This window comes from Bacillus mycoides, from assembly GCF_000832605.1.
Classification (GTDB): domain Bacteria; phylum Bacillota; class Bacilli; order Bacillales; family Bacillaceae_G; genus Bacillus_A; species Bacillus_A mycoides.
Genome location: NZ_CP009692.1, coordinates 1303415 through 1330102, shown reverse-complemented (window position 1 = coordinate 1330102; position 26688 = coordinate 1303415). Strand labels below are relative to the sequence as shown.

At 36.8% G+C, this 26688-nt stretch carries 27 protein-coding genes, 2 pseudogenes and 1 other annotated feature; of the genes and pseudogenes, 10 read left to right on the top strand and 19 right to left on the bottom strand.

The features are described 5' to 3' along the window. Window positions 1–73: 73 nt before the first annotated feature. The 6 genes and pseudogenes from mbcS to BG05_RS31490 all read right to left on the bottom strand — a co-directional run. Entirely contained in the window at window positions 74–1660 is a 1587-nt protein-coding gene (gene mbcS, locus BG05_RS08785; RefSeq protein WP_003191809.1) for an acyl-CoA synthetase MbcS, read from the bottom strand. A gap of 221 nt (window positions 1661–1881) precedes the next feature. Further along, on the bottom strand, window positions 1882–2076 hold the full coding sequence (locus BG05_RS08780) for an alpha/beta-type small acid-soluble spore protein (RefSeq protein WP_000168891.1): 195 nt from the start codon (window positions 2074–2076) through the stop codon (window positions 1882–1884). A gap of 79 nt (window positions 2077–2155) precedes the next feature. After that, window positions 2156–3370, bottom strand: coding sequence for a tRNA uracil 4-sulfurtransferase ThiI (gene thiI, locus BG05_RS08775; RefSeq protein WP_003191812.1), 1215 nt, complete (start codon window positions 3368–3370; stop codon window positions 2156–2158). 6 nt (window positions 3371–3376) lie between these two features. Further along, window positions 3377–4519, bottom strand: a complete 1143-nt coding sequence (locus tag BG05_RS08770) for a cysteine desulfurase family protein (protein WP_002167571.1) — start codon at window positions 4517–4519, stop codon at window positions 3377–3379. 426 nt (window positions 4520–4945) lie between these two features. After that, on the bottom strand, window positions 4946–6655 hold the full coding sequence (gene ezrA, locus BG05_RS08765; protein WP_002129414.1) for a septation ring formation regulator EzrA: 1710 nt from the start codon (window positions 6653–6655) through the stop codon (window positions 4946–4948). Window positions 6656–6903: 248 nt separating this feature from the next. Then, window positions 6904–7455: pseudogene (locus BG05_RS31490) on the bottom strand (LysR family transcriptional regulator substrate-binding protein); the annotation flags it as partial. Between BG05_RS31490 and BG05_RS29385 the strand changes: the two are divergent. Then, a pseudogene (locus BG05_RS29385) lies at window positions 7454–7762 on the top strand (EamA family transporter); the annotation flags it as partial. The pseudogenes BG05_RS31490 and BG05_RS29385 overlap by 2 nt on opposite strands. 11 nt (window positions 7763–7773) lie before the next feature. Here the strand turns inward: BG05_RS29385 and refZ are convergent. Continuing rightward, the gene (gene refZ / locus BG05_RS08755; protein WP_033734286.1) at window positions 7774–8412 is read right to left on the bottom strand and encodes a forespore capture DNA-binding protein RefZ; all 639 of its coding nucleotides are present in this window, start codon (window positions 8410–8412) and stop codon (window positions 7774–7776) included. Between the two features lie 147 nt (window positions 8413–8559). Between refZ and BG05_RS08750 the strand changes: the two genes are divergently transcribed. Then, complete coding sequence (locus tag BG05_RS08750; RefSeq protein ID WP_002129416.1) at window positions 8560–9039, top strand: GAF domain-containing protein; 480 nt, start codon at window positions 8560–8562, stop codon at window positions 9037–9039. A gap of 199 nt (window positions 9040–9238) precedes the next feature. Here the strand turns inward: BG05_RS08750 and megL are convergent, their stop codons facing one another. Then, window positions 9239–10417 (bottom strand): methionine gamma-lyase, encoded by a 1179-nt coding sequence (gene megL, locus BG05_RS08745; RefSeq protein ID WP_003191824.1) that lies wholly within the window; start codon window positions 10415–10417, stop codon window positions 9239–9241. 398 nt (window positions 10418–10815) lie between these two features. Between megL and rpsD the strand changes: the two genes are divergently transcribed. After that, on the top strand, window positions 10816–11418 hold the full coding sequence (gene rpsD / locus BG05_RS08740; protein WP_002015568.1) for a 30S ribosomal protein S4: 603 nt from the start codon (window positions 10816–10818) through the stop codon (window positions 11416–11418). 379 nt (window positions 11419–11797) lie between these two features. Here rpsD and BG05_RS08735 read toward each other — a convergent pair whose 3' ends face one another. Continuing rightward, window positions 11798–11926, bottom strand: a complete 129-nt coding sequence (locus BG05_RS08735) for a hypothetical protein (RefSeq protein WP_000050938.1) — start codon at window positions 11924–11926, stop codon at window positions 11798–11800. A gap of 185 nt (window positions 11927–12111) precedes the next feature. Between BG05_RS08735 and BG05_RS08730 the strand changes: the two genes are divergently transcribed. After that, window positions 12112–12414, top strand: a complete 303-nt coding sequence (locus BG05_RS08730) for a YjdJ family protein (RefSeq protein ID WP_002167568.1) — start codon at window positions 12112–12114, stop codon at window positions 12412–12414. Between the two features lie 78 nt (window positions 12415–12492). Here BG05_RS08730 and tyrS read toward each other — a convergent pair whose 3' ends face one another. The 7 genes from tyrS to acsA all read right to left on the bottom strand — a co-directional run bounded on the left by tyrS (window position 12493) and on the right by acsA (window position 18470). Then, window positions 12493–13749, bottom strand: coding sequence for a tyrosine--tRNA ligase (gene tyrS, locus BG05_RS08725; protein ID WP_003191829.1), 1257 nt, complete (start codon window positions 13747–13749; stop codon window positions 12493–12495). Window positions 13750–13818: 69 nt separating this feature from the next. Then, window positions 13819–14047 (bottom strand) — a binding site (T-box leader). Window positions 14048–14124: 77 nt separating this feature from the next. Continuing rightward, a complete protein-coding gene (locus BG05_RS08720; protein WP_002129419.1) occupies window positions 14125–14370 on the bottom strand; it encodes a hypothetical protein in 246 nt (81 codons plus the stop codon). Continuing rightward, complete coding sequence (locus BG05_RS08715) at window positions 14351–14896, bottom strand: RNA polymerase sigma factor (RefSeq protein WP_002129421.1); 546 nt, start codon at window positions 14894–14896, stop codon at window positions 14351–14353. The genes BG05_RS08720 and BG05_RS08715 overlap by 20 nt, the downstream gene beginning before the upstream one ends. Beyond that, window positions 14877–15332: a hypothetical protein gene (locus tag BG05_RS08710; RefSeq protein ID WP_002129423.1), complete on the bottom strand. Its 456-nt coding sequence runs from the start codon at window positions 15330–15332 to the stop codon at window positions 14877–14879. Before BG05_RS08710 ends, BG05_RS08715 begins: the two co-directional genes overlap by 20 nt. A gap of 72 nt (window positions 15333–15404) precedes the next feature. Further along, on the bottom strand, window positions 15405–15956 hold the full coding sequence (locus BG05_RS08705) for a maltose acetyltransferase domain-containing protein (protein WP_003191833.1): 552 nt from the start codon (window positions 15954–15956) through the stop codon (window positions 15405–15407). A gap of 186 nt (window positions 15957–16142) precedes the next feature. Continuing rightward, window positions 16143–16607, bottom strand: a complete 465-nt coding sequence (locus tag BG05_RS08700) for a GNAT family N-acetyltransferase (protein WP_002129425.1) — start codon at window positions 16605–16607, stop codon at window positions 16143–16145. A 144-nt stretch (window positions 16608–16751) separates the two neighbouring features. Further along, a complete protein-coding gene (acsA, locus tag BG05_RS08695) occupies window positions 16752–18470 on the bottom strand; it encodes an acetate--CoA ligase (protein WP_003191836.1) in 1719 nt (572 codons plus the stop codon). 176 nt (window positions 18471–18646) lie between these two features. Here acsA and acuA point away from each other — a divergent pair, with 176 nt between their 5' ends. The 4 genes from acuA to BG05_RS08675 all read left to right on the top strand — a co-directional run bounded on the left by acuA (window position 18647) and on the right by BG05_RS08675 (window position 22108). Next, complete coding sequence (acuA, locus tag BG05_RS08690; RefSeq protein WP_002112293.1) at window positions 18647–19279, top strand: acetoin utilization protein acetyltransferase AcuA; 633 nt, start codon at window positions 18647–18649, stop codon at window positions 19277–19279. A 17-nt stretch (window positions 19280–19296) separates the two neighbouring features. Then, window positions 19297–19941: an acetoin utilization AcuB family protein gene (locus BG05_RS08685; protein WP_002123078.1), complete on the top strand. Its 645-nt coding sequence runs from the start codon at window positions 19297–19299 to the stop codon at window positions 19939–19941. Then, entirely contained in the window at window positions 19938–21104 is a 1167-nt protein-coding gene (gene acuC, locus BG05_RS08680; RefSeq protein WP_002167566.1) for an acetoin utilization protein AcuC, read from the top strand. Before BG05_RS08685 ends, acuC begins: the two co-directional genes overlap by 4 nt. A gap of 143 nt (window positions 21105–21247) precedes the next feature. Beyond that, window positions 21248–22108, top strand: coding sequence for an alpha/beta fold hydrolase (locus tag BG05_RS08675; RefSeq protein WP_373926371.1), 861 nt, complete (start codon window positions 21248–21250; stop codon window positions 22106–22108). A gap of 66 nt (window positions 22109–22174) precedes the next feature. Here BG05_RS08675 and BG05_RS08670 read toward each other — a convergent pair whose 3' ends face one another. From BG05_RS08670 to BG05_RS08660, 3 genes are all read right to left on the bottom strand, one after another. Then, window positions 22175–22444 carry a hypothetical protein gene (locus tag BG05_RS08670; RefSeq protein WP_002129432.1) on the bottom strand — a complete coding sequence of 90 codons (270 nt, stop codon included), beginning with the start codon at window positions 22442–22444 and terminating at the stop codon, window positions 22175–22177. A 123-nt stretch (window positions 22445–22567) separates the two neighbouring features. Next, window positions 22568–23257 (bottom strand): response regulator transcription factor, encoded by a 690-nt coding sequence (locus BG05_RS08665; RefSeq protein WP_003191846.1) that lies wholly within the window; start codon window positions 23255–23257, stop codon window positions 22568–22570. Window position 23258: 1 nt separating this feature from the next. Further along, on the bottom strand, window positions 23259–24713 hold the full coding sequence (locus tag BG05_RS08660; protein WP_003191848.1) for a sensor histidine kinase: 1455 nt from the start codon (window positions 24711–24713) through the stop codon (window positions 23259–23261). Between the two features lie 171 nt (window positions 24714–24884). Between BG05_RS08660 and BG05_RS08655 the strand changes: the two genes are divergently transcribed. Both BG05_RS08655 and BG05_RS08650 read left to right on the top strand, forming a co-directional pair. Then, window positions 24885–25565: an ankyrin repeat domain-containing protein gene (locus BG05_RS08655; protein WP_002167563.1), complete on the top strand. Its 681-nt coding sequence runs from the start codon at window positions 24885–24887 to the stop codon at window positions 25563–25565. Window positions 25566–25701: 136 nt separating this feature from the next. Beyond that, window positions 25702–26628, top strand: coding sequence for a Gfo/Idh/MocA family protein (locus BG05_RS08650; RefSeq protein ID WP_003191852.1), 927 nt, complete (start codon window positions 25702–25704; stop codon window positions 26626–26628). The last annotated feature ends 60 nt before the right edge of the window (window positions 26629–26688 follow it).

Below are 26688 nucleotides of genomic sequence, written 5' to 3'. Positions count from 1 at the left end.
CGAACTTATGTTCGTTTTTATAATATCATACATTTAACATTTCATTCAACTATTTACTTCACTATTTTCAAAATTATTTTGAAGGCAGCTCCATCTCTTGTTTTCTAAGTTCAATACGGCGAATTTTTCCGGAAATCGTTTTTGGTAGTTCATCTACAAATTCAATTTTGCGAGGGTATTTATATGGTGCAGTCAATTCTTTGACGTGTTGTTGGAGCACTGGAATTAATGTTTCTTCGTTCTTGTCTATATTCTCTCTTAATACGATAAATGCCTTCACGACACTTCCGCGAATTTCATCAGGGCTTGCGACAACCGCACATTCTCTTACATATGGATGTTTTACAAGTGCATCTTCGACTTCAAACGGTCCGATTGTATAACCAGAGCTAATAATAATATCATCACCGCGACCTTCAAACCAAAAATAGCCTTCTTCATCTTTTTTCGCTTTATCACCGGTAATATAATAATCACCGCGGAATTGCATCGCTGTGCGCTCATCGTCTTTATAATATTGTTTAAAGAGTGCTGGTGTTTCAATGTGAACTGCAATATCACCAACTTCTCCTACCTGTACAGGAGTTCCTTCTTCATTTACGATATCAACATGGTTTCCTGGCGTCGGTTTTCCCATTGATCCTGGTCTAATGTCCATCCCTTTCATTATCCCAACGAGTAATGTGTTTTCCGTTTGCCCATAACCGTCTCTTACCGTAATATCAAAATGCCTTTGGAACGTTTCAATAACTTCCCTGTTTAACGGCTCACCAGCTGATACAGCGCTATATAACGCTTCTAAATTGTACTCACTTAAATTTTCTACCTTTGCCATTAATCTATACTCAGTCGGCGTACAACAAAGCACATTCACCTTATTATCGCCTAATAAATTTAAATACGTTTTTGGTTCAAACTTACCATTGTATACAAATCCTGTTGCACCTGAACCGAGAGTCGCTACAAACGGGCTCCAAATCCATTTTTGCCAACCTGGACTAGCCGTTGCCCATACAACATCTTCTTCTTCGATTCCGAGCCAGTTCGGGGCGCTTGTACGTAAATGAGCGTATGCCCATGCATGCGTATGAACAACTCCTTTTGGATTTCCTGTCGTCCCTGACGTATAAGATAAAAAGACCATATCTTCTTTATCCGTCTTCGCCATTTCTAACGTATCACTTTCCGTTTCTAATGCTGTTTTTAAATTCGTCCATCCATCTACTGAACGCTCGCTCAAAACGAATTTTTGAAGAGATTCCACCGCTTCTACGCCGTCGAATTGTCCAATATACGGTTCGTAACTTACAATTGCTTTCACTTCTCCGTGCCCAATACGGTACTCAATATCTTTTTTACGCAACATTTCTGAGCTTGGAATAACGACAAATCCTGCTTTAATCGCAGCAATATACGTCATGTAAGCTTCAATTAAGCGCGGCATCATAATAAGGAGCTTGTCCCCTTTTTGTAAGCCACTTTTTATAAAAGCGTTTCCAATTTTATTCGCACCTTGCATTAATTCAAAATATGTAATCTCTCGTCTATTCCCTTTATCATCTTGCCAAATTAAAGCAAGCTTCTCTTTATCACTCGTATATTTCTCTATTTCCGAAACTAAATTATAAGACGGCGGCGCTAACAATTCCTCTCTCTTCATATAACATCCTCCTTTATTTCTATGCCTCCCTTATATAATAAAGAATTTTCAGTAAATTTTGAACCCTCTTCTTTTGACAATTTTTTTATATTTATGTCGAAATGATGTATGAATGTATAGCGACGATGTTTTTAATATAACGATTCACCGGCAAATAACGACGAAAACGACAAAAAGAAAGAGCGGGAGAACCCGCTCTTTCTAAGCCATCGTATATGGGATTATTTTTGGTAACCGCCTAATTGTTGCTCAGCTAGTGAAACTAGACGTTTAGTAATTTCGCCACCAACAGATCCGTTAGCGCGAGATGTTGCATCAGCTCCAAGTTGAACACCAAACTCTTGAGCGATTTCGTATTTCATTTGATCTAATGCTGCTTGAGCACCAGATACTGCTAATTTATTTGTGCTTGCCATGTTGTATCACCTCCTTGTGAGTATAGAGTGTGATAAACAACATGACTTCATGCACATTTGAATGTGGTAATTTATGGGTTTAGAAAAGTTCTTCGAATTTTTCTTCTTCAGCCACTACTTCTACTGTTTGTAATACCATTGTTTCTTTGTTCTCTACAGCCTCTTCAATTAACGGCGCGAAATCGTACTTCGCTTCAAAACGATTTGCTTTCTCACGCTTCGGTTTCGTCGATGGACTTGCTGGTGTAAATACTGTACAGCAGTCTTCATATGGACGAATTGAAATATCATACGTTCCAATTTCTTTTGCAATTTTAATAATTTCTAATTTATCCATCGTAATAAGCGGACGAATAACAGGATAGTTTGTCACTTCGTTAATCGTATGCATACTATCTAACGTTTGGCTCGCTACTTGTCCAAGACTTTCACCAGTCGTAATTGCAAGTGCATTACGCTCCTCTGCAATACGCTCTGTAATACGCATCATCATACGACGCATAACTGTCATAGAATAGCTAGATGGAATTTCTTTATTAATCGTTTTTTGCACTTCAGTAAATGGAACAAGGTGAAGTGTTACACGTTTACAGTATTTCGTTAACTCTTGTGCTAAATCGATTACTTTTTGTTTCGCGCGCTCGCTTGTGAAAGGTGGACTATGGAAGTGAACTGCTTCCACAGATACGCCGCGTTTCATCGTTAAGTAAGTTGCTACCGGGCTATCGATACCACCAGAAAGAAGTACCATTACTTTTCCGCCAACACCAACTGGTAAACCGCCAGCTCCCATGTGCTCACCACACATAATATAGCTGTAACCACTGCGAATTTCTATACGTACATTCACATCTGGATTATGAACATCTACTGTGATATCCTCTGTATTTCCTAAAATGTGCCCACCGATTTCTGGAAGTAACTCCATCGTCTTCATTGGGAAGCGCTTATCAGAGCGGTGCACTGTAATTTTAAATGTTTTCACATCACCTTTTACTTGTAAGAAAGCTGCTAATGCACCTTTTTTAATATCTTCTAATTCTGATGGTACTTTCATTGCTAAGTTAAACTTATGAATACCAAATACATCTTTCAATCTTTCAGAAATTGCTTCATGGTCTTCACCATTTAACTGAATGTACATACGATCATGTGTTGCATCAATTTTAATGTTTGGGAATTTTTTTAATTTGAATTTCACATTATCTTTTAACGTACTTACAAACTTAGAACGGTTCTTTCCTTTTGTCGTCATTTCTCCATAACGAACTAAAATATATTCATATGTCATCATATTTCTTTACCTCATCACTTCATATAATTTTGGCATCGTCTCTTTAACAATACCTTCAAATTGTTTTACTTCTTCCATCGTGTTGTCTGGTGCTAGACTAATGCGAATCGCACTTGTAGCTGCGGCGTGCGGTACTCCCATTGCCACTAGTACTCTGCTCACTTCATTTGCTTTTGAAGAACAAGCAGACTTCGTCGATACATATACACCATGCTCTTCTAAAGCATGAACGACTACTTCTGGTTTTAAACCGACAAATGATACATTTAAAATGTGCGGTGCCGCATATTCAAGTGATGTATTAATCGTTACAGTTTCCATCTCTTTAAAGAAACGGACCAGCTCTGTTTGTAAATTTTGCAAATGAACTATCTTTTCTTTCACTTGTTCCATCGTCATACGAAGTGCTTTCACCATCGCTACAATACCAGGTAAATTTTCTGTACCTGAACGATACTTGAGCTCTTGTTGACCACCTGATAAGATTGGATCTAATCTTACACCATCACGTACGTAAAGAAGACCTGTCCCCTTTACGCTATGAAATTTATGTCCAGATATTGAACAAAGGTCAATATGAGAAGCGTATAAATCAAGTGGTACTTTTCCTATCCCTTGTACATGGTCCACGTGGAATCTTATTTTCGGATAGTTCGTTAATAATGTTCCAATTTCAGCAACGGGCTGAATCGCTCCAGTCTCGTTGTTCACGTGAATAATTGACACAAGAATCGTATCTTCACGAAGTGCTCGTTTTAGATCTTCTACCGATACAACACCGTGCTCGTTAACCGGTAAATACGTTACATCAAAACCGAGATCTTCTAATTGTTTATATGCTTCAAACACAGACGCGTGTTCAATATTTGTTGTAATGATATGTTTGCCGCGCGAACGATTCCTCATCGCTATCCCTTTAATCGCAAGGTTATTCCCTTCCGTTCCACCTGATGTGAAAATAATTTCAGAAGGTTTAACGTGAAGGAGCTGTGCCGCAATCGTTCTCGATTGTGTTAATAGACGCTCTGCCTCTCCTCCAAGCGAGTGGATAGAAGAAGGATTACCAAAATATTTCCCTGCAACCGTTACGTACGATTGAAGCGCTTCTGGATATGGCTTCGTCGTCGCACTATTATCAAAATAGATCATCGTTCTTCCCCTTTCAGCGCTATCACATCATATAATCATATCACAAATACGTGTAATTACGCTAAGACTACTCAAAGGTTCCGTTTTTATATAAAAGTGTACATTTCCCCCGGCCATTTGCAGGCATACTGAGTGGTGAAGATTAATAATCAGTGGTGGATGAAACCCCATCACTTATGGTTTCACTTTATCCCGCATTAACGGGCAGTAAGACTCCCACCTCAAAATTCAGCTGGAGCAAAGAAGTTAGGTGGGAAATCCACTGCCCGTAAATGCCCGATTGGTTCAACTAATAATCAGTGGGGGGGATGGCCCCCTCCCACTGATTAAAGTTTCACTTTATTTTGAAACGAACAACCTTACTGTATTCCGCTATTCATTATAGCAACATCGACTTCAAAATTACACAAAAAAACAAACCCTTTATTAAAGGGTTTGCTCATTGTCTACATATTCAGCTATTTTTTGAACAACACCAGGTTCAAGTTGCTCTAATATAGAAGCCGCTTGTTCTAAAGCTGCATCGTATTGATATTCACGGAATAATTTCTCCGCATAATTTAAGCTTTCTGCAAGATTCTCATCATGACTGCGGTATCGGTTACCGTATTGAATTAGTTTTTCAACTAAATAAGCTTGTCCAATTAATTCTTCTGTCATTTCAGATACACCATTCACAACTGTGTATGCTTCTTCTAAACTGCTATTTACAGTATTCATATTTAACGGCTTTACTTCTAATTGCTCATATACAGCCTGCATCGCCATTTGCCCTTTTTGTAAATCTTCCATAATACTCTCTGGAAGACCTGGTAAATTCGACTTTTGCATAAAACGTTTCGTCTCAAAAATTGTATTTCGCATTTCTTGTAACTTCTCACGTGCTTCAAATTCTTCTTTGCGCATCGTTTGCAGCATTTCTTTATATTCTGCATGAAGTACTTTTAAAGTTTCACATTGCTCATAAACCTCTTCTAGTTCCTCACGAATAATAGAGAATGCAATATCTTGTTCAGCAACGCGTATTTGTAACACTTCAAAACGTTTCATTAAAATATGCATTTGCTTTTCAATTACTTTTTGTGACTCAATATCTTTGTCTTGTAATTGATAACTTTGTTTCACAAGTTGTGTTTCTATTTTCGTTTCAATTGTTTCTGTACGAATTTCTTCTAAATCTTCATAAACAGACAGTGTTTTTTGCTCCACATAATGTTTCGCATGCACTTCTTGTTCAAGTTGATCATAAAAACTGTCTAAACGAGTTTTTAAGTTCTCTACTTTTTCTGCTGCTTCTGTTATATGAAGTTCCTGTATATCCATTAAACATGTGTGTAGTTGTGTCGTCATATCGCGGACTTCTTTAGGGATTTCCAAATACTCTAATACATAGCCTTGTCTTATCATATCATCATGACCTTGTAATAAATCTTCCAGCTGAACTGGTAATGTCGCTTGACACTCTACCAATAAATCCGGAATTTGATGAATAACGATTTCTAAACTTGCTAAACCTTCTTCTAAACTAATAACAATTTCTCTCGCTTTTAAATAATCACCATTATCTGTTGCCTCTTCAAAAGTTTTGAACTTCTCGGATTCAACATCTAACATCTCTTCAATTTTTTGCTCAGCTGCTCCATACATGTGTCGATGAGCAAGAACGCTCTTTTTCATACTACGATATGTATCACGTAACCCTTCAATTTCCGCGCTATTTTTCTCATGGCTTTCTAACAGTTGCTGTAATTCATTTAAAATGTCTGTAATACGATTATCAGCGTCATCTAAACCACTTATGGATTCTTTCATCGCATGCTTTGCTTTGCGGAAGGAGAATTGCGAGGCGAATTTTCGCGCTTGCCCTAAATCTTTTTCAGCTTTCGGAAGAGTTGTTGATACAATTTCATCCCACTCTTCACGCCATTTACCAAACAGCTCTTCCGTTTGACCTGTCATATTTAAATCTTTTACCCGCTTTAGTTCATCTGCCACAGGTTTATCTTTTATCTCTTGTTTCCACTGCTCCAGTGCTTCAATATCTTTATATGAACGATTTCTTATCACAAGCTCTATCATGAGCAGCACTAGAATAGAGCTTACTACAATGATAACGATCGTCAGGATAGAATCCATGCAAAAAAGCCTCCTAGTTATATCTCTTTTTTTGTCCGTTCCGTTTATGAAATGGAAGGCATTATGTATAAAAAGGGAATTCCCCTATATTTAACAACTAACAATGTTCTAATCATACCATGTAATGACGTGTTTTTGACCTAGTTTTTTTTAAAATTTCATGTTTCTTTACATGTGATTGTAATATTTCTTAATATTCCACTTATTCCATTATCCGTCCTCAAATGAATGCAATAAAGGTAAGACTTTTACGGGCAGTTAATGCAGGATAACGAGCTCTCTTTCATATGAGAGACGAAATAAATCTTTCGCATTAGTGGTGGTTCTACAGAAATCGCACGTACGTTACCTTGCATTACGGCTTACTGTAAAGCGGTTTCCGGAAGCAATGTTATACCAAGTCCAGCTCCTACCATCGCAATCATCGGTTCTGCATAAGATGTTTCAACCGCAATTATTGGTTTCGCGCCCATACATTGAAACACATTCATAATCATTTTCCTTACATCACATATTTCTGGGTATACAATTAGCTGTTCATTTTGCAACTCTTCCATTCGGATTACCTTTTTCACTCTATACGGATGATCATTTGAAACAGCACAAACGATTTTTTCTTCCCGCATTTCTTATATATATGTAGCGCCTTCTACCACTGAATCGATGAACATCGCTTCAACTTTTCACTCTTTAAATAACTCTATTAATACTTTCATATGCTCAATTTTCCATTCTATTTCATATGTATCCTCTAATAAGTCTTTACACTTTGATATGTAATGAGCCGCTAAACTCGGTACAAATATAATTTCTGTACCGTCACTACATACCGTTATGAGCGTTCGTTTTGAACTCCTTTATATGTCGATTGTTGCGGGGGGTATCACTGTATTTTGCTGGAACACGGGAAATCGATATATTTCATCTATTAACGGCATATTATTTATGAATTTAGTTCCTGTATTTGCACTTATCGGTTCTATGTTTCAAAGTTATACTGTCGATAACATAGAAATTGCCGTTGCCTCATTAACAATTATTGCGCTAGTATGCAACAATTTATGGCAAAGAAAACAACATATAAAAATCCCCACCTCAGTTCGTTAGGTGGGGATTTTTCACATATGAACAGCTCTTGGTAGTTCATAATACATACTCGCTTTATATAATGTTCGTTCCATCCATTGCTCAATTTCCTTCGTATACATTTCTAAGAAAAACGTCTCAGACGGAAATGAGTGTAGCACCTCTGATATATATTGTGGATATAAAAACGGCATATTCATCATGCCTTTTAATTGCGTCATAAACATTGTAAAAGATACCTTTTTAAATTCTCGCTTCATTTGTCCTTGTTTAATGATTTGCTCTATATAATATCTTTCTCTAGAAAAATAAACGGTCATCACTTCACGAATTAATGTCGTATCAAGCGAAAGCTCTCTATAAAAAAAACGTGTCAGTTCTCTATTATCAAATTGATATCGTAAAATCCCGCGCACCATTTGCACCATCACATCTTTAGCCGATAAATATTCTCTCTGTTCAAATGACGTTTCAATTACGTGAATATATCCTTCTAAAAAATCAGTAATAAGCTGTTCTAATAACCCTTGCTTTCCAGCAAAATAATATGAAATATTCGCTACATTCACATCCGCTCGCTTTGCAATTTCTCGCACCGACGTTCCATCATAACCTTTCGTGTTAAACAACGATATTGCCGCATCAATTACTTTTTGTTTCGTCTGTTTCATGCGCTCACTTCCTCTCAATGAACAGCTATAGTTTAAATTTCTTGACTTTTAAGACAAATTCCTTTAATTTTCTATCGACAAAGTCATGTGAAATACATCGTATTTTGCTATCGTTTTACATATCTCGCTAAAAAGGGAGTTGTTTCCATGTTTACAAAAGAAAGTTATGCAGGATCTCGTGAAGAGCAATATGAGACAGTAATTAAACAACTGGATGCATTATTAACTGGCGAACCGAACGTAGTCGCAAACTTATCAAATGCGTCCGCACTATTAAATCAATTTTTAGATCGCGTTAATTGGGTTGGCTTTTATGTAACAGAAGGAAATCAGCTTGTTCTTGGACCATTCCAAGGGATGCCAGCTTGCGTGCGTATTCCGTTCGGACGTGGTGTTTGCGGCGTTGCAGCTGAAACAAAAACAACGCAACTTGTAGCAGATGTTCACCAATTCCCAGGACATATCGCTTGCGATAGTGCCTCTAATTCTGAAATCGTTGTACCGATTATAAAAGAAGGAAATATCATTGGTGTGCTTGATATTGATAGTCCTGAAAAAAATCGTTTCGATGAAGTAGATCAGCACTATTTAGAAAAGTTTGTGGAAACACTCCTAAAACATATTTAATAAAGAAAAGAGTGAGCTATCGATTACGTACGTAACGTACGAAACCGATAGCTCACTCTTTTTTATCCCGCATTAACGAGCAGTAAATTCGGTGAATACAAGGAAGTTAGGTGGGAGATAACTGCCCGTAAAAGCCCGATTGGTGAGGGCTAATAATCAGCGGGGGATGGACAAAACCCCCACTGATTAAAGTTTCACTTTATTGATTACTAACAGTAGATATCTTCTTTAGTGCCTGTTCTAAATCAGAAACGATATCTTCCCATGATTCTAAGCCGACAGATAGGCGTATTAAATTATCAAAAATACCCATTTCTTTTCTTAGTTCAGCCGGAATAGCTGCATGTGTCATCGTCGCTGGATGCTGAATTAACGTTTCTGTATCACCTAAACTTACGGCAATTGTAATAAAATGGAGGTCATTGATAAACGACTGTGTTTCCTCTTTCACGCCTTTAATTGAAAAAGAAATAACGCCCCCACCTCGTTTCATTTGCCGAGATGCTAATTCTCCCTCCGGATACCAAACACCTTCTACTGCTTCATGATTTTTCAAAAACGATACAATTTTTTCCGCATTATCACAATGACGATCCATTCTTACTGCTAATGTTTTTAATCCGCGTAACAATAACCACGCGTCAAACGGCGCCATAATACCGCCGATATCTTTTCGCATCGGACGGATTTTGTCAGCTAACGTTTTCGTTCTACAAATTGTTACACCCGCTACAACATCCCCGTGACCACCAATATATTTTGTCGCACTATGGACGACGGCGTCACAACCAAGTTCAAGAGGTCTTTGTAAATAAGGTGAACAAAACGTATTATCAACAATAACAAGCAAATCATTGCGCTTCGCTACCCCGATCACCTTTTCTAAATCAATTAATTTCATCGTTGGATTAATCGGTGTTTCAACGAAAATGAGCTTTGTATTTGGACGAATTTTATTTTCAATATCAGTCTCTGTCTCCATATCACAAAACGAATGAGTAATCATAAATTTCTCTTCTAATACTTCTAAAAAACCGTAAGTACATCCATATAATCCATTTGAACAAATAATATGATCTCCAGCCTTTAGAAAACCGATTAAAGTTGCTGAAATGGCTGCCATACCTGAACCGAACGCCAGCGCCTCCTCTCCATCTTCTAAAACAGCCATACGTTCTTCAAATAATTTCACAGTTGGATTCCCAAGCCTTGAATAAATATAAGATGGATCTTCTCCCGCAAAACTCGCTTCTCCTTGTTGCGCAGTCTCAAATGTGAATGTAGACGTTTGAAATAAAGGTGGTGTTAAACTTCCTTTATGTTCCTCTGATGTATAACCGTGATGAATTAACGCTGTCTCCATATGCTTCTTTTTCATAAAAACATCCCCCTTATGTCTTTATTGCCACATATCCACCAGTAAAAAACTGATGAACGTTTTTACTACATTTTATGTAAGTGTTTTATTTGTGTTTCTATCTTTTCTTTTATATTGTTTTAAATTCCTTCTTGTTAATTTCCAAAATTTATCTGCATAAAACAAAAAGGGAGTCTCTTGACGAAACTGTAAGTAAAAGATATAATAGCGTTTGTGTAAAATAAAAAGGCAGCCTTGTAATGTGAGTTTATCGTTTGTATTTTGTTCCTCTGCGGAGGTGTATCTCGTAACTCCCTGCTGCTGGAGCGAAGGTACATGAAAACAAAATACCCGTAAATATCGATTACGTCTGTTTTTATTTTACGAAAATAAAAACATTTTTAAAGGAGGAGTCAACTATGGCTCGTTATACAGGTCCAGCATGGAAACTGTCTCGTCGTCTTGGAATCTCTCTAAGCGGCACAGGAAAAGAATTAGAAAAACGCCCTTACGCACCAGGTCCTCACGGTCCTAACCAACGTAAGAAACTTTCAGAATACGGTTTACAATTACAAGAGAAACAAAAACTTCGTCACATGTACGGCATGACTGAACGTCAATTCCGTCGCACATTTGACCAAGCAGGTAAAATGCCTGGTAAGCACGGCGAAAACTTCATGATCCTTCTTGAAGCTCGTCTTGACAACCTAGTTTACCGCATGGGCTTAGCTCGCACTCGTCGTGCAGCTCGCCAACTAGTAAACCACGGTCACATCACGGTTGATGGCGCTCGCGTAGATATCCCATCTTACCGCGTTAAACCTAACCAAACTATCAGCGTTCGCGAAAAATCTAACAGCCTTGTTGTTGTTAAAGAAGCGATCGAAGTTAACAACTTCGTACCAGAATACTTAACTTTCGATGCTGATAAGTTAGAAGCTACTTACACTCGTCACGCTGAGCGTTCTGAGTTAGCAGCTGAAATCAACGAAGCATTAATCGTAGAGTTCTACTCTCGTTAATCTCGGTACTCTGCAAAGAGTATTATTAAAAGCCTTAGGAACCTTGTTTATCAAGGGTCCTGAGCTTTTTTTATTTATATAAATATCGTATGTATAGTAAGATACTTCAAGGAAGTTTTTTCATGAGTTATGGATAATCGTCCTTACTTCTCTTTTATTCATTCCAACGATTGGATTCTCTTTAATACTATCTCCGTTTATTGTGCAAAATTTTATAATCCATCTTCATTACATGCTGTTATACTTATTTCCTTAAACATATAATCATTTCATTTTCAGACTACTCCTTTTTTCATTACTTCCAAATTATATCTCAATAGAAAAAGCTACCAAAGAAACTAAAACGTTCTCTCTGGTAGCTTTTATTTATATATTAAAATTATTTATTTTCCTCTTTTTGAACATATACATAAGCATCTTTCTGCTCTTTATGTACATCAACCTTCGAATGCTCTGCAAGCTGACCAGCGTTTAGCAAAGAAAAAATAATGAGCGCTTCTAGTGACATTTTGTTTTACCACTCCTTTCTATTTGTTATACGTTTATCATATCGCTTACATGTGATTTCCGTATGAACTCGAAAAGGAGATTACAACAAAAAGGTTACAGGATTGCTAACTATATTTTATCTACAGAATAGTTTATTAAGGCAAATTATCACGTTATAATAACCATAAAATGGGGGTGTTTTTTTTGACAATAAACCAAATGGTTCAGTTAGGCAGTGCATTTATGCTGTTTATTACTTCAGCACTTATGAGTTGGTATCAAGGGAGTAATTTAATAGATAATCCTGATGAATGGAAATATAGCGCTAAGTTTACGAATTATTTTAAAGGGTACGTTTCACATTATGACGATATTTATCAAATCGATTTCTTTATATATGCGGCAAAATTTTATCCCGGGGCATTTGTCGTTATGCTAATTAGCTTACTTTACATGCTCGTATTAATTCTTCATATTCTATTTAAAAGAAATCATGAGGCAATTTAAATGCATACATAAAAACCCCGAACGATAGACTTTTCAGCCTACCATTCGGGGTACTATTTGTTTTAAATTCGTTTCTGATTAGTAACGAATTAAGAAATATTTCTTCTTACCGCGGCGAATGATTGTAAATTTACCTTCGATGCGGTCGTTTTCTGTTACAACGTAGTCTAACGCTTGTGTACGCTCACCGTTTACGTAGATTGCACCGTTCGTTACATCTTCACGTGCTTGACGTTTAGATGGTGAAATTTTGCTTTCTACAAGTAAGTCGATTAATACTGTATCTTCTGCAGTACGTTCTACAGATGGTACGTCTTTGAATCCTTGCTCGATTTCGCTTGCAGTAAGTTCTGCTACAGAGCCACTGAATAATGCAGCTGAAATTTTAATTGCTTGCTCTAACGCTTCTTCGCCATGAACAAGTTTTGTCATTTCAGATCCTAATGATTTTTGTGCTGCACGTTTTTCTGGTGCTTCAGTTACTTGCTTTTCAAGCTCAAGAATTTCTTCATGAGATAAGAATGTGAAGTATTTTAAGTATTTAACAACGTCACGGTCATCTGTGTTAATCCAGAATTGGTAGAACTCGTAAGGAGTTGTTTTCTCTGGGTCTAACCAAATTGCGCCGCCTTCTGTTTTACCAAACTTCGTACCGTCAGATTTTGTAACTAGTGGAATTGTTAAACCGAACGCTTTCGCATCTTCTTCTGATTTACGGATTAATTCAAGACCAGCTGTAATGTTACCCCATTGGTCACTACCACCGATTTGTAGACGGCAATTATGGTTTTGGTATAAGTTTAAGAAGTCGTATGATTGTAAAATCATATAACTAAACTCAGTGAATGAAATACCAGTATCTAAACGAGATGCTACTGTATCTTTTGCTAACATATAGTTTAAACCGAAGTTTTTACCGATATCGCGTAAGAATGAAATTACATCTAAGTTACCAAGCCAATCATAGTTGTTAGCCATTGTTGCTGGGTTGTCCACGTTTCCAAACTCTAAGAAGTTTGAAAGTTGGTTTTTAATGCTTTCTGTGTAGTAAGCAACTGTATCTTTCGTATTTAATGTACGCTCTGCTTTTTTACCACTTGGGTCACCGATCATGCCAGTACCACCGCCAACAAGTGCAATTGGTTGGTGACCAGCTAATTGGAAACGACGTAACATTAATACTGGTAACATATGACCGATGTGTAAGCTATCCGCTGTCGGGTCGAAACCACAGTATAATTTAACGCTTTCTTTTTCTAATAATTGCTCAAGTCCCTCAGCATCTGTTTGCTGATTAATTAAACCGCGAAATTCAAGATCTTGTAAAATACCCATATCCTACATACTCTCCTTTAAGTTCATTACTGGCGTGAAGGTTGAAAACATAAAAAAATCGCCCCTTAAATAAGGGACGATTTTGATTATCGCGTTACCACCCTAGTTGCAGGAAAAAAAAGCCTACCACCTTATTTACATAACGGCTTAGCACCGTCTTTTCCCTTTTGAATACACTTCAATCGAAAAAAGATGCTCTAGGGGCGTAATTCGCGATCATCTATGTGCTGATTTCCACCGACCATCAGCTCTCTAAAACAGGGAAATGATCACTACTTCTCCCTTTCCACGCTCAATTATTCATATACTTTTCTTTATACCATCATTTATATAGGCGTGTCAAATAGAGGTATGAGTTCTTTCCCTACCAATCCTTTATAAAGTCGCAAGGAATATCGTAATAAGAGAAATAACTGGAACACCAACTAATAACGACACATGAAACACAACCGATAAATCATTCCCAATCGTCGCTTCCACAGGATCTTTCGCTGGAGAAGCAAGAAATCCAAGAAATCGCTCGAAGCGGCTTACCGTTTTTGGAAAATCCGGTATTTCTACATGATCGCTATCTAAATGCTGCTTTAATTTATATTCATTCTTAAAGGGATTTTCGTTCAATTTCATCCACCTCCAGCAATTGTTTTAATTTCTTTATCCCGTTATGAAGTCTCGACTTCACTGTTCCAACAGGAATATCCAGTACCTCTGCAATTTCTTTTTGCTGCATATCATGATAATAAGAAAGAATCAGGACCGCTCGCTGTTCTTCAGGAACTTTCAAAATTGCTTCTCTTACCGTAAGCCGGTCTTCGTGGGAAAACTCTACCTCTTGCATTGGTACTAAAAACGGTAAGAGCGAACGCCACTTTTTTCTTCTATTTAATTTATTAATCATAAGACGGTAACCGATTTGAAATAAATACGTTTTAATTTTTCCTTTTCGGGTTTCATACATATGTTTCTTACGCTCTAGAGTCAAAAACGTATCTTGAACGAGATCTATACTCAGTTGTTCATCACGATTAAATCGATACAAAAATGTATATAGCGCTGGTTTGATTAAAACATATAGTTTTTCTCCAGCTTGCTTATCTCCATTTTGGTACGCAAGCATGAGCTCCTCCTCAATCCCAATCTGCGCCATTTTTTTTGATCTCCTTTATTCCTTTTAACGTTAATGAAATACGGGAAATTAAATATGCACTTGCGACAATGACCCATGCTTGTGACTGATTCGTAAAAAATTGAATATATGGGTTTTGAATCGTATGGCCGGTTGAAACTAAAATATTTAACGCTAGCACACATATACATGCATACACTGCAAGACAGACCGAAATTGTATCAAATACATTCCAACGAAAATATATTTTTGTTTTTGTAAAATCAATTTTATTTCCATTTTTTCGTACAATATACTTCTTATCAAACGGAATAAGGATTGAAAAAATAACAATCATAATAATCCCAAATGTAATCATTGAAATTTTAAATCCAATTGGTATAGGTAATAACATACCACAAGAAAACACAACTATAATTCCAATTAAAGCAAAAGTAAGCATCAATTTATTGGACATATAAAAATCCTCCCTCATCTATTCTTTCATAAATGTATACAGACGAGGAAGGCGCTTCGTTCAAATATTATTTTATTTTTTTATGATTCTCGCAGGATTCCCGCCAACTACTACATTATCTGGCACATCTTTCGTTACAACAGCGCCAGATGCGATGACAGCATTATCTCCAATTGTTACGCCCGGATTAATAATCGCTCTTCCGCCAATCCATACGTTATCGCCAATTGTAACTGGTTTTCCGTACTCTGATCCGCTTATGCGCTCTACTGGATCAAGCGGATGCGTTGCTGTATAAATGTGAACACCTGGAGCTAACATACAGTTCACTCCGATTGTAACTGGGCATACGTCTAAAATCGTACAGTCAAAGTTTGCGTAAAAGTTTTCACCAACGTGAATGTTATAACCGTAATCACATCTAAAAGAAGATTCAAGATGAATGTTATCTCCAGTCGTTCCGAATAATTCTTTTACGATTGCACTACGTTCTTCTAGCTTTACTTCTGGTGTTTCATTTAATTTTCTCGTTAATATACGAGCTTGCTCCCTGTCCTTTACTAAAACTGGATCAGCCGGTATGTACATTTCCCCTTGTATCATCTTTTCTTTTTCTGTTTTCATTTTACTGCCCCCCTTTAACTTATATATATAAGTTATTCATTCTTATAATAGCATACAAAAAGAAAGAGTGTGGTTCAAACACACTCTTTCTTCCATAAAAAATCCGGTTCTTTTCGGCGTCAAATTACGTAACGAAAGTCAACTGTTTTATAGGAAGTCCCCTTTTAATACTTATAAATAGCTTTCTTAAATAGATTTAATCATATTTATATTTGTAATTTCATAGCCTAACTTTTCATATAATCCACGAGCAACTTTGTTATGACCAAAAACATGAAGTCCAATTTTTTTCATTCCTAATTCTTTAGCAATCACTTCAAGTTCTTTCATTGCCTTTTTACCATACCCTAACCCTTGATATTGCTCAAAAATAATAAAGTCATAAATAAAACCTGCCTCATTACTTGTAGGCGCTTTTTGCGCAATCCAAATCATTCCAACTAGATTTTGATCATGAAAGATAGAGTATAAGTAATTGTACTCGGTTTTTTCACCTTTTGGTAACAGCCGGTCAAATTCTATTTTGGACAAGTTAACAGCTTCATCTTCACTCCAATTTCCAGCAGCAACCTTCTCTTTCGCATAATCTTCAATCGCATACTCACAATAACGCTGAAACTCCTCTTCGGCCATAGGCTTTAGTGTAATCACGTATTTCTCCTCCCGCTATGTTAATTATTCTTTATTTTAAATCTTTAATCCCATTGAAAAAGGTAAGCAAACATAACTAATATGTTTGCTTACCTTCTATTTTCAAAATTTCAAATCACGATAATACTTACATTTAAATATTCTCTAATCTTCCATCGTCGATAAGTCACCTGTTGGTAAGTTTAATTCCCACGCTTTTAATACGCGGCGCATAATTTTACCACTTCTCGTTTTCGGTAATTTATCTCTAAATTCAATTTGTCTTGGAGCTGCATGAGCTGCTAAGCCTTTTTTCACAAATTGACGAATCTCTTCTTTTAATTCTTCAGATGGTTCGTATCCCACGCGAAGCGCGATAAATGCTTTAATGATTTCCCCGCGTACTGGATCAGGAATACCAATTACACCAGCTTCTGCTACAGCAGCATGCTCGATTAATTTACTTTCTACTTCAAACGGACCAACACGCTCACCTGACGTCATAATTACATCATCAATGCGCCCTTGGAACCAGAAGTATCCATCTTCATCCATATAAGCTGAATCACCTGATACGTACCAATCTCCCGGCATAAAGTAAGAATCATATTTTTGCGGGTTATTCCAAACCGCACGCATCATAGATGGCCAACCTTTACCAATTGCTAAGTTCCCCATTGTGTATGGAGGCACTTCATTTCCTTCATTATCAACAATCGCTGCTTTCACACCCGGAATTGGTTTCCCCATTGAACCTGGACGGATTTCCATACAAGGATAGTTACAAATAACTTGTCCACCTGTTTCTGTCATCCACCACGTATCATGAATACGAAGTCCAAATGCGCTCATACCCCAGCGAATTACTTCTGGATTTAATGGCTCACCAACACTTAATACGTGACGCACTTGTGATAAATCATATTTTTTAATTGCGTCTTGTCCAGCTCCCATTAACATACGGAACGCTGTCGGTGCACTATACCAAACTGTTACACCGTAATCTTGCAGTGCTTCATACCATGCCTCTGGACTAAATCTCCCGCCTAAAATAACATTTGACGCTCCCACTAACCACGGTGCAAAAATACCGTAAGCTGTTCCAGTTACCCAGCCTGGGTCAGCTGTACACCAATATACATCATCTTCTTTTAAATCTAATACCCATTTCGCTGTTTGATAGTGCTGAACCATTGCGTTTTGCGCATGAAGGACACCTTTTGGCTTACCAGTAGAACCAGATGTGTAATGTAGAATTAAACCGTCTTCACGGCCTAACCACTCGATATGTAATTCTTTTGAAGCTTGTTCAAATAAAGGATTGAACGCTACAGTTTTACCGCCTTCTTCTGCATTGTCTCCAACAAGGAAGACTGTTTTTAAAGCAGGTAAATCATTTAATGGTATGCGCTCTAACAATTCAGGAGTTGTAATTAACACCTTAGCTTCGCTATCTTCTAAACGATCGCGAACTGCGCCTTCCATAAATGCTTCAAATAATGGTCCAACAATTGCCCCTAATTTCACTGCACCTAAAAGTGCGAAATATAATTCTGGGGAACGCGGCATAAAAATAAAAACGCGATCGCCTTTCTCAACATCGCCATAGTTTTTCAGGACATTTCCTGCTTTATTAGAAAAATCCTTCATTTCCTTAAACGTATATTTCTCTTTTCGCGATCCATCTTGATAATAAAGTGCTACTTTATTCTTTCGATCTGATTTCGCATGCTTATCAATTGCCTCATACGCCATATTTACTCGTCCTGTTTCATTCCAAGTAAAATTTTTATTAACCTCTTCCCAGTTAAAATTCGCGTATGCCTCTTCATAATTCGGCAAATTATTTTCTCCTTTAATGACAGGAAGCGTTTCCACTTTCATACTTTACATCCCCCTCCTATGTATTCTATTATCTATTATAATGACATTATTTAAAATTTTCAGTATTTTTGTTGATTTTTAGACAAATTTTTAATGACAAAATTCGATTCACATCGCATATATTATAAAGTACGATATTAATAGATTCACAAACCCTCAAGGTGGTGAGCAATAAATTGATTCATAAAAAAATATATAATGCCAGAAACTTAAAAACAGCGAAAGGCACTTTAATTATTGAAGGTCCTGTCTCTACACATAATCTTGAAATGTATGAATTTCATCCAGACTTAATTGCGTTTCGTCCTGCCGAGCAGCAATATAAAGCAATTGTCGAAATTTCTAAATTACCAGAAGCTCGTCTCATTATTGCTAGACATGACCAAACGATCGTTGGATATGTTACATACTTATATCCTGATCCGCTCGAGCGATGGTCAGAAGGAAAGATTGAAAACTTAATTGAACTCGGGGCGATTGAAGTTGTCCCAGCCTTTCGTGGTTGCTCTGTCGGAAAAAATTTATTAGAAGTTTCAATGATGGACGATCATATGGAAGATTACATTATATTAACGACTGAATATTATTGGCACTGGGATTTAAAACAAACAGGCTTAAATGTTTGGGAATACCGAAAAGTAATGGAAAAAATGATGAATGCTGGTGGTTTACAATGGATGGCTACAGACGATCCTGAAATTTGTTCACACCCGGCTAACTGTTTAATGGTTCGCATCGGTAAACGCGTCGATACGGATTCCATTCAAGCATTTGATCGTCTACGTTTTCACAATCGTTTTATGTATTAATAAAGGGGGCAACTGGAATGATTGTAGAAGAAATTATGAATCAAAATGTAGTAACACTACATCCAAACGATACAATTGAAACAGCAATCCGAACGATACGTACGAAAGGTATTCGGCACATTCCAATTGTCGATCAAAATAATCACGTAGTAGGCATTATTTCTGATCGAGATGTAAGAGATGCAAGTCCGTCTATTTTAGATGAACAAGTTTCACTCGATATGCTGAAGCAACCGCTTGAACTCATAATGAAACACCCTGTTATGACTTGTCACCCTCTCGATTTCGTTGAGGAAATTGCGACTTTATTTTTTGAAAATAAAATAGGCTGTCTTCCTGTTACGAAAGCTGGAAAACTCGTAGGTATCATTTCTGAATCTACAGTGCTGCACACGTTAGTAAAATTAACAGGAGCTCATCAACCAAGTTCACAAATTGAAATTCAAGTGAAAAATGAACCTGGTATTCTTGGAAAAGTCGTTGCTATTTTTAGTGATTTACAAATAAATATTGTGAGCGTTCTCGTCTATCCAGCAAAAGATGAGAATGATAAAGTACTCGTTTTCCGCATTCAAACGATGAATCCTCTAAAAGTGATCGATGCACTCGAAGCAGAGGGCTACCGCGTATTATGGCCAAACATAATGGGGATGCAAGCATGAGCAGCGCCTTCATTTATTCGGATGACTTTCGGGGCTATTCTTTTAGCCCAGATCATCCTTTTAACCAACTACGCGTCACACTTACGTATGACTTATTACAAAAGAGTGGTTTTATCTCCCCTTCTCAAGTCATCTCGCCAAGAATGGCTACAGATGAGGAAATTGCATTCATTCATACAGAGGAGTACATAAATGCGGTAAAACTTGCTGGAGAAGGAAAGCTAGAAAAATCAATTGCGATGACATATGGGCTTGGAACAGAAGATACACCAATGTTTCCAAATATGCATGAAGCAAGTGCATTACTCGTTGGCGGAACATTAACAGCTGTCGATGCTGTTCTTTCCGGAAAAGTAAAGCATGCGCTTAATTTAGGCGGCGGCTTACATCATGGCTTTCGCGGGAAAGCATCTGGCTTTTGTATTTATAACGATAGCTCTATCGCAATGAAATATATTCAGAAGAAATACGGTTTACGCGTTTTATATATTGATACAGATGCTCATCACGGTGACGGGGTACAATGGTCTTTTTACGACGATCCTAACGTATGCACCATTTCATTACACGAAACTGGGCGTTATTTATTTCCTGGAACTGGCGCAGTAAATGAACGTGGACAAGGAAATGGATATAATTATTCTTTTAACGTTCCACTCGACGCTTTTACAGAAGACGAATCATTTTTAGATTCATATCGAACAGTTGTAAAAGAAGTGGCAGCATACTTTAAACCGGATATTATTTTAACGCAAAATGGTGCTGATGCACATTATTACGATCCACTTACACACCTTTGCGCAACGATGAACATTTACCGTGAAATACCGAAGCTCGCTCGTGAAATCGCTAATGAATATTGCGACGGGCGCTGGATTGCTGTCGGCGGTGGTGGCTATGATCACTGGCGCGTCGTACCAAGAGCTTGGGCACTCATTTGGCTCGAAATGAACAACATCCAAAACATCTCAGGTTATCTCCCTCCAGAATGGATTGACGCTTGGAAAGGACAAGCAGAAACCGACCTTCCCCTTACATGGGAAGATCCAGACAACATGTATCAACCTATCCCTAGAAAACCAGAAATCGAAGAAAAAAATGCATTAACTGTAGCGAAATCTCTTGAAATTATTCGGAATAATATGACAAAATCTTTATATTAAACAGAGAGGAGGCTCGCTTTTTGAACAGCCTCCTTTCTTTTATAGTTTGTTTGCTACTATTGTTGTGTTTTGTCGTTAAATCGATATTCCGTGTCGAATCGATGATATATTTTTTATTTATTAATGAACTAACCCCAACTCTAATGAGAAAAGGTAGTGACACTATGTGGAAACAACAAATAATCAACACGAAACGCGGCACATTCGAACTCTTTACAAAAGGAAATGGCGAACCGCTTTGTATTACACATCACTATTCACAATTTAATGACACTGGCGATTACTTTGCGGATGTTTTCACTGCTACGCATCGTGTATTGCTCATTAATTTACGAAACGCTGGTAACTCAGCAAAAGCCAATTCAGAAAAAGAATTAAGTATGATTGAAACCGTTCACGACTTAGAAGCAATACGAGAAGCTTTACAACTCCCAACATGGCATTTCGCTGGCCACTCAACAGGCGGTATGCTTGGACTTTTATATGCGATTACATATCCAAATTCCTTACAATCATTAGTCATCGTTGGAGCCGCAGCAAGTAACTATACCGAAACACTATTTTGCATTTATCACCCAGCACATCCTCAGTTTCATTATATGCAACAACTCATCGAAACTTTAAAAAGCCCTCACCTTACAAGTGAAGAACGGAAAGAACTATCTACTAAGAGAACAAAATTATCATTGTATAAACCCGAAAACTACAAATTTTATTTTTGTAAACCAATCAAAAAAACTATGTCCGCTAGCCGGATGAATACTTTCGCCAATGAATATCCGTCATTTGATTTAAGAGAGAATTTACCTTCCATCCAAACAAAGACCCTTATTATATGCGGAAGACATGATGTACAGTGCCCGATCCAATATTCTATCGAGATGCATGAGGGTATACGTAATTCTATCTTTGTGATATTTGAGGAGAGTAACCATTATCCTTTTTTAGAAGAAGCTGCTCAGTTTACTTCTACTACTCAAACATTTTATAAATCGTTACACTAGTACCGTTATTACTAAGGAAAGCTCACAGCCTCTATAAGAATATGAACTTTTTTCAAAAGAAATATTTCACACTAGAAACAACAAGAAGAACAAAAAAATCATTAAGCCTACATCAATGAATATCGACTTTTTATCTCCTGCTTTTATACTCATCATAAAATTAGAAATTATTTTAATTCCAAAAAAGACCATCATAAATAACCCACCGAAATGATCATTCGTAGAATCTTCATCATAAAACATTTGTATTGCACCGATAATTAATAAGATAAGTATGATATTGGTTCCAATCTTTAAAGCCTTGTTTGATTTATTATCTTTTAATGTATCTCCCAAAATGTAGCACGCCCTCTCATGCTCTCCTATGTTTTATCTCTCTTTATATCTTAACATAAATCACCTATTATTCCCTTTTTGTTCGAATAACATAAAAAACCTACCAATTACTTGGCAGGTACATTACACGTTAAAGCGATAACCAGCTCCCCACACTGTTTCAATATATTGCGGGTGAGCAGGATCTCTTTCAATTTTTTCACGTAGCTTTCTAATGTGAACAACGACAGTGGCTAAATCGCCAGCTGATTCTAGTCCCCAAATACGTTCAAATAACTGTTCTTTATTTAATACTTGGTTTGGATGCGTTACAAAGAATGTTAATAAATCAAATTCTTTCATTGTAAACGCAATTTCTTCATTGTTTATAAAAACTTTTCTCGCTCGCTGATCGATAGAAATTCCATGAATATATAACGTATCGCGTTGCTTACTCACATTTCCTGATAATCTTTCATAACGAGAAATATGTGCTTTTACTCTTGCGACTAATTCACTTGGACTAAACGGCTTCGTTATATAATCATCCGCGCCTAAACCGAGTCCGCGAATTTTATCTATATCCTCCTTCTTTGCTGAAACAAGTAAAATCGGAATGTCTTTTATAGCACGTATTTGTTTACAAATTTCAAAACCATTCATTTTCGGAAGCATAATATCTAAAATAATTAAATCATAATCTTCCTGTAAAGCCCTTTGTAAGCCTGTTTCTCCAGAATGCTCTACATCAACTTGAAAATCACTAATTTCTAAATAATCTCGCTGTAATTCTGCAATACTTATTTCATCTTCTACTAGTAAAATTCTCTTCATTCTACTCACCACATTCCTGTACTTTTTTCAATGAGAAGAAAATACTTGTACCTTCCCCAAGCTTACTTTCCGCCCAAATTTCCCCGCCATGTTCTTCAACAATTTGCTTCGCTATCGCTAAGCCAAGTCCACTTCCACCTGTGCTAGAATTTCGCGATTGCTCTGCACGATAAAACCGCTCAAATATATACGGCAGCGTATCAGCTTCTATACCTGACCCATTGTCCATCACTTTCACAATAACTTTATTGTTATCACTCAATACTGTTACAGTAATTTTCTTCTCTTCTTTATCCATGTATTTCACACTATTATGAATCAAATTTGATATAACTCTATTTATCTTTTCGCAATCAGCCGTTACATATAGTGGTGATGATTGTAATTGTAAGTAAACTTCTATACCTTCCTCACTTAAATCCATCTGCATCTCTTCTAATAATTCCTGCATAAACACGTTTAACTCTATCGTTTCAAACTGAAAGGGAACTCGATTCAAATCAAGCTTTGAAAACAAAAAGAGCTCATCAATGAGTGTATCCATATGTTTTGCCTTCGTATGAATGGTCGTTAAATACTTATCCATTTTTTCTGGCGTATTTGCGACTCCATCTTTTATGCCTTCTACATATCCAATAATAGATGTAATCGGTGTTTTTAAATCATGAGATATGTTTGAAATGAGTTCTTTTCGATTTTCTTCATACTGTGTTTGCATCTCTATCGACTCTTTTAATCTCTTCCTCATTTCCTCAAACCCTTGATTTAATCGCCCAATCTCATCATAGGATGTAACTGGAATTTGAAAATCTAAATCCCCTTCTTTAATTCTCCCAGTCGCATCTTTCAATACAAAAATTGGTTTTATCACACTTCTTGAGACGAAATAACTTAATAACCCTATGAGTAAAATGGCTAACAGTAAAAGCGCTCCGAACAAAATTGGAAATAATTTTTGTGTAAGATCGACAAATGAACTCTGCCTTTTTAGTACAAATATACTCCCTTCTTCATCTCCGGGAAAATAAAAATCAAATTTTACATATCGATAAAATGTATCGCCTAGTTCCGTTGTACCACGACTATTAATATTTGCTGATTCAAATTTCGGAATGGCTTCTTTTAAAGATACACCTTCAAATATTTTTGTAGCATAAGAAATGGTTTCTCCCTTTCTTACAACTATTTTCACACCTTCTTTTTCAAGTGATGAAACGAACGATTCATCTAATAGTTGTGATTGATTTTTCTTTGCCGCTAATTTCAATTCAATATACGTATTCTCTTCTTCTGGCGTAAGCGGCTTTTGAATATAGGAACTTTTATAGAAATTTTTCACTAATTCCAAGTCTCCTGTTATGGAAAAAACAATTAAAAATCCCGCGACTAATATGAGCGTGATGGAAACGAGAATAACAGCGATATAAGAAAATAAAAATCTTGTTTTAATAGACATATCTTACATCCTCACTTTAACAAACCTTGTTATTCATAAGCATAAAAATATATGTTCAAATACTCAAGCGATTTTATAGTAATTTTAGCACCAGTTTATAAAAATTTAATGTTCCTATTTTACAGTTTAAATTAGGATACCGAATTGCTTGCAAAAGGAGGTTGAAATTCCATGTTCAAAAAAACATTAAGCATGATATGTTGCGTAATTTTTTTACAAGGATGCTCACAAGAACAAGAAGTTAAAAAGGAGATGACAAACATGGAGACAGCACTACTAACAGCTACTGAGAAACAAGAAACGAATACTGTTATATCATTACTCAAAAAAGGGGCTGACATAAATATAACGGACAATAAAGGACGTACTTCTCTTATGATTGCTACATACAAAAATGATGTAAAAACTGCAAAAGTGCTTATTGAAGCAGGGGCTGACGTAAATATCCAAGACGATATGAAAAACAATCCCTTTCTATACGCCGGTGCAGAAGGTTACTTTGATATTTTAAAACTAACGATTGATGCCGGTGCAGATCCATCGCTTACAAATCGTTACGGCGGAACAGCTCTTATCCCCGCCTCAGAACATGGCTATATTGATGTTATTAAAGAACTCCTTACGCGAACAACTATTGATGTTAACCATGTAAATAATCTCGGGTGGACCGCTTTAATGGAAGCCATCGTACTAAGTAATGGAAACGAAACACAGCAACAAGTCATTCAGCTTCTTATTGAGCACGGTGCAGATGTAAATATTCCCGACAACGATGGTGTTACCCCGCTAGAGCATGCCCGTGTTCATAACTTTGAAGAGATAGAGAAGATTTTGTTAGCGACAAATAAATAAAAGCTCATTTCCTATAAAAAGCGTATCATTTTCAAATCTATTTTTTGCCATTCTCCCCAGTCTATGCTACAGTTATTTCGTCACATAGCTATACAGCTAGACAACTTATATATTTATAATAGGGTGGGAAAAAAACATGAGCAAACCTCGTATTGGAATGATTGGATTAGGTAGTATTGCACAAAAGGCTTACCTTCCAACACTGACAAAGGAAACTGATTGGACTTTTGTGGGAGCGTTTACACCTAATGTTAATAAAAGAAAACAAATTTGCGAGCAATATCGTATTCAAGATTTCGCTAACCTTCAGGCACTCGCTTCAGAATGTGATGCGGCTTTCGTTCATAGTTCAACTGCTACACATTATGAAATCGTTTCTGAACTTCTGAAAAAAGGAATCGATGTTTATGTTGATAAGCCGCTAGCTGCTACTACTGAGCAAGCAGAGAAGCTAGTTGAAATGAGTGAAAAGTATAATCGAAAGTTAATGGTGGGATTTAATCGCCGTTTCGTTCCTATGTACGTTACTGCCAAAGAGCAAGCTAATGATACTTCATGGATTCGAATTGAAAAGCACCGCACAAATAAGGTGGGGCCATATAAGTATGACTTTACTATGTTAGATGATTACTTACATATTGTAGATACTGCTCGCTGGTTAGCTAACGATGACCTTAATATCGTTCATAATATGATGCAAATCAATGAAAAGAACGAACTTCTTTACGGACATCATACATATACAACTGCAAATGGACTTTTACTTTCTACGGCGATGCACCGCCATGCAGGTACAAATTTAGAACAAATTGAACTTGTAACGGCAGGTAAAATCATTCGCGTAAAAAATATGAACACATTTGAAATTGAGCAAGAAAACTCCGTTTCACAAAGTGGTTCACCATCATGGGAGACAACGTTAAAGCAGCGCGGATTTGAAGATGCTGTTCATCATTTTATCCAATGTGTACAAGGTGATACACAGCCTATTGTAGATGGATTAGAAGGATTAAAATCTCAACAAATGCTCCAATCTCTACTGCAAGCTGTAAGCAAAAATTAAAACGGATACATTTTTCAGAATTTACTTTCATTCCCATTTCCTCTTTATTTCTATCACAAA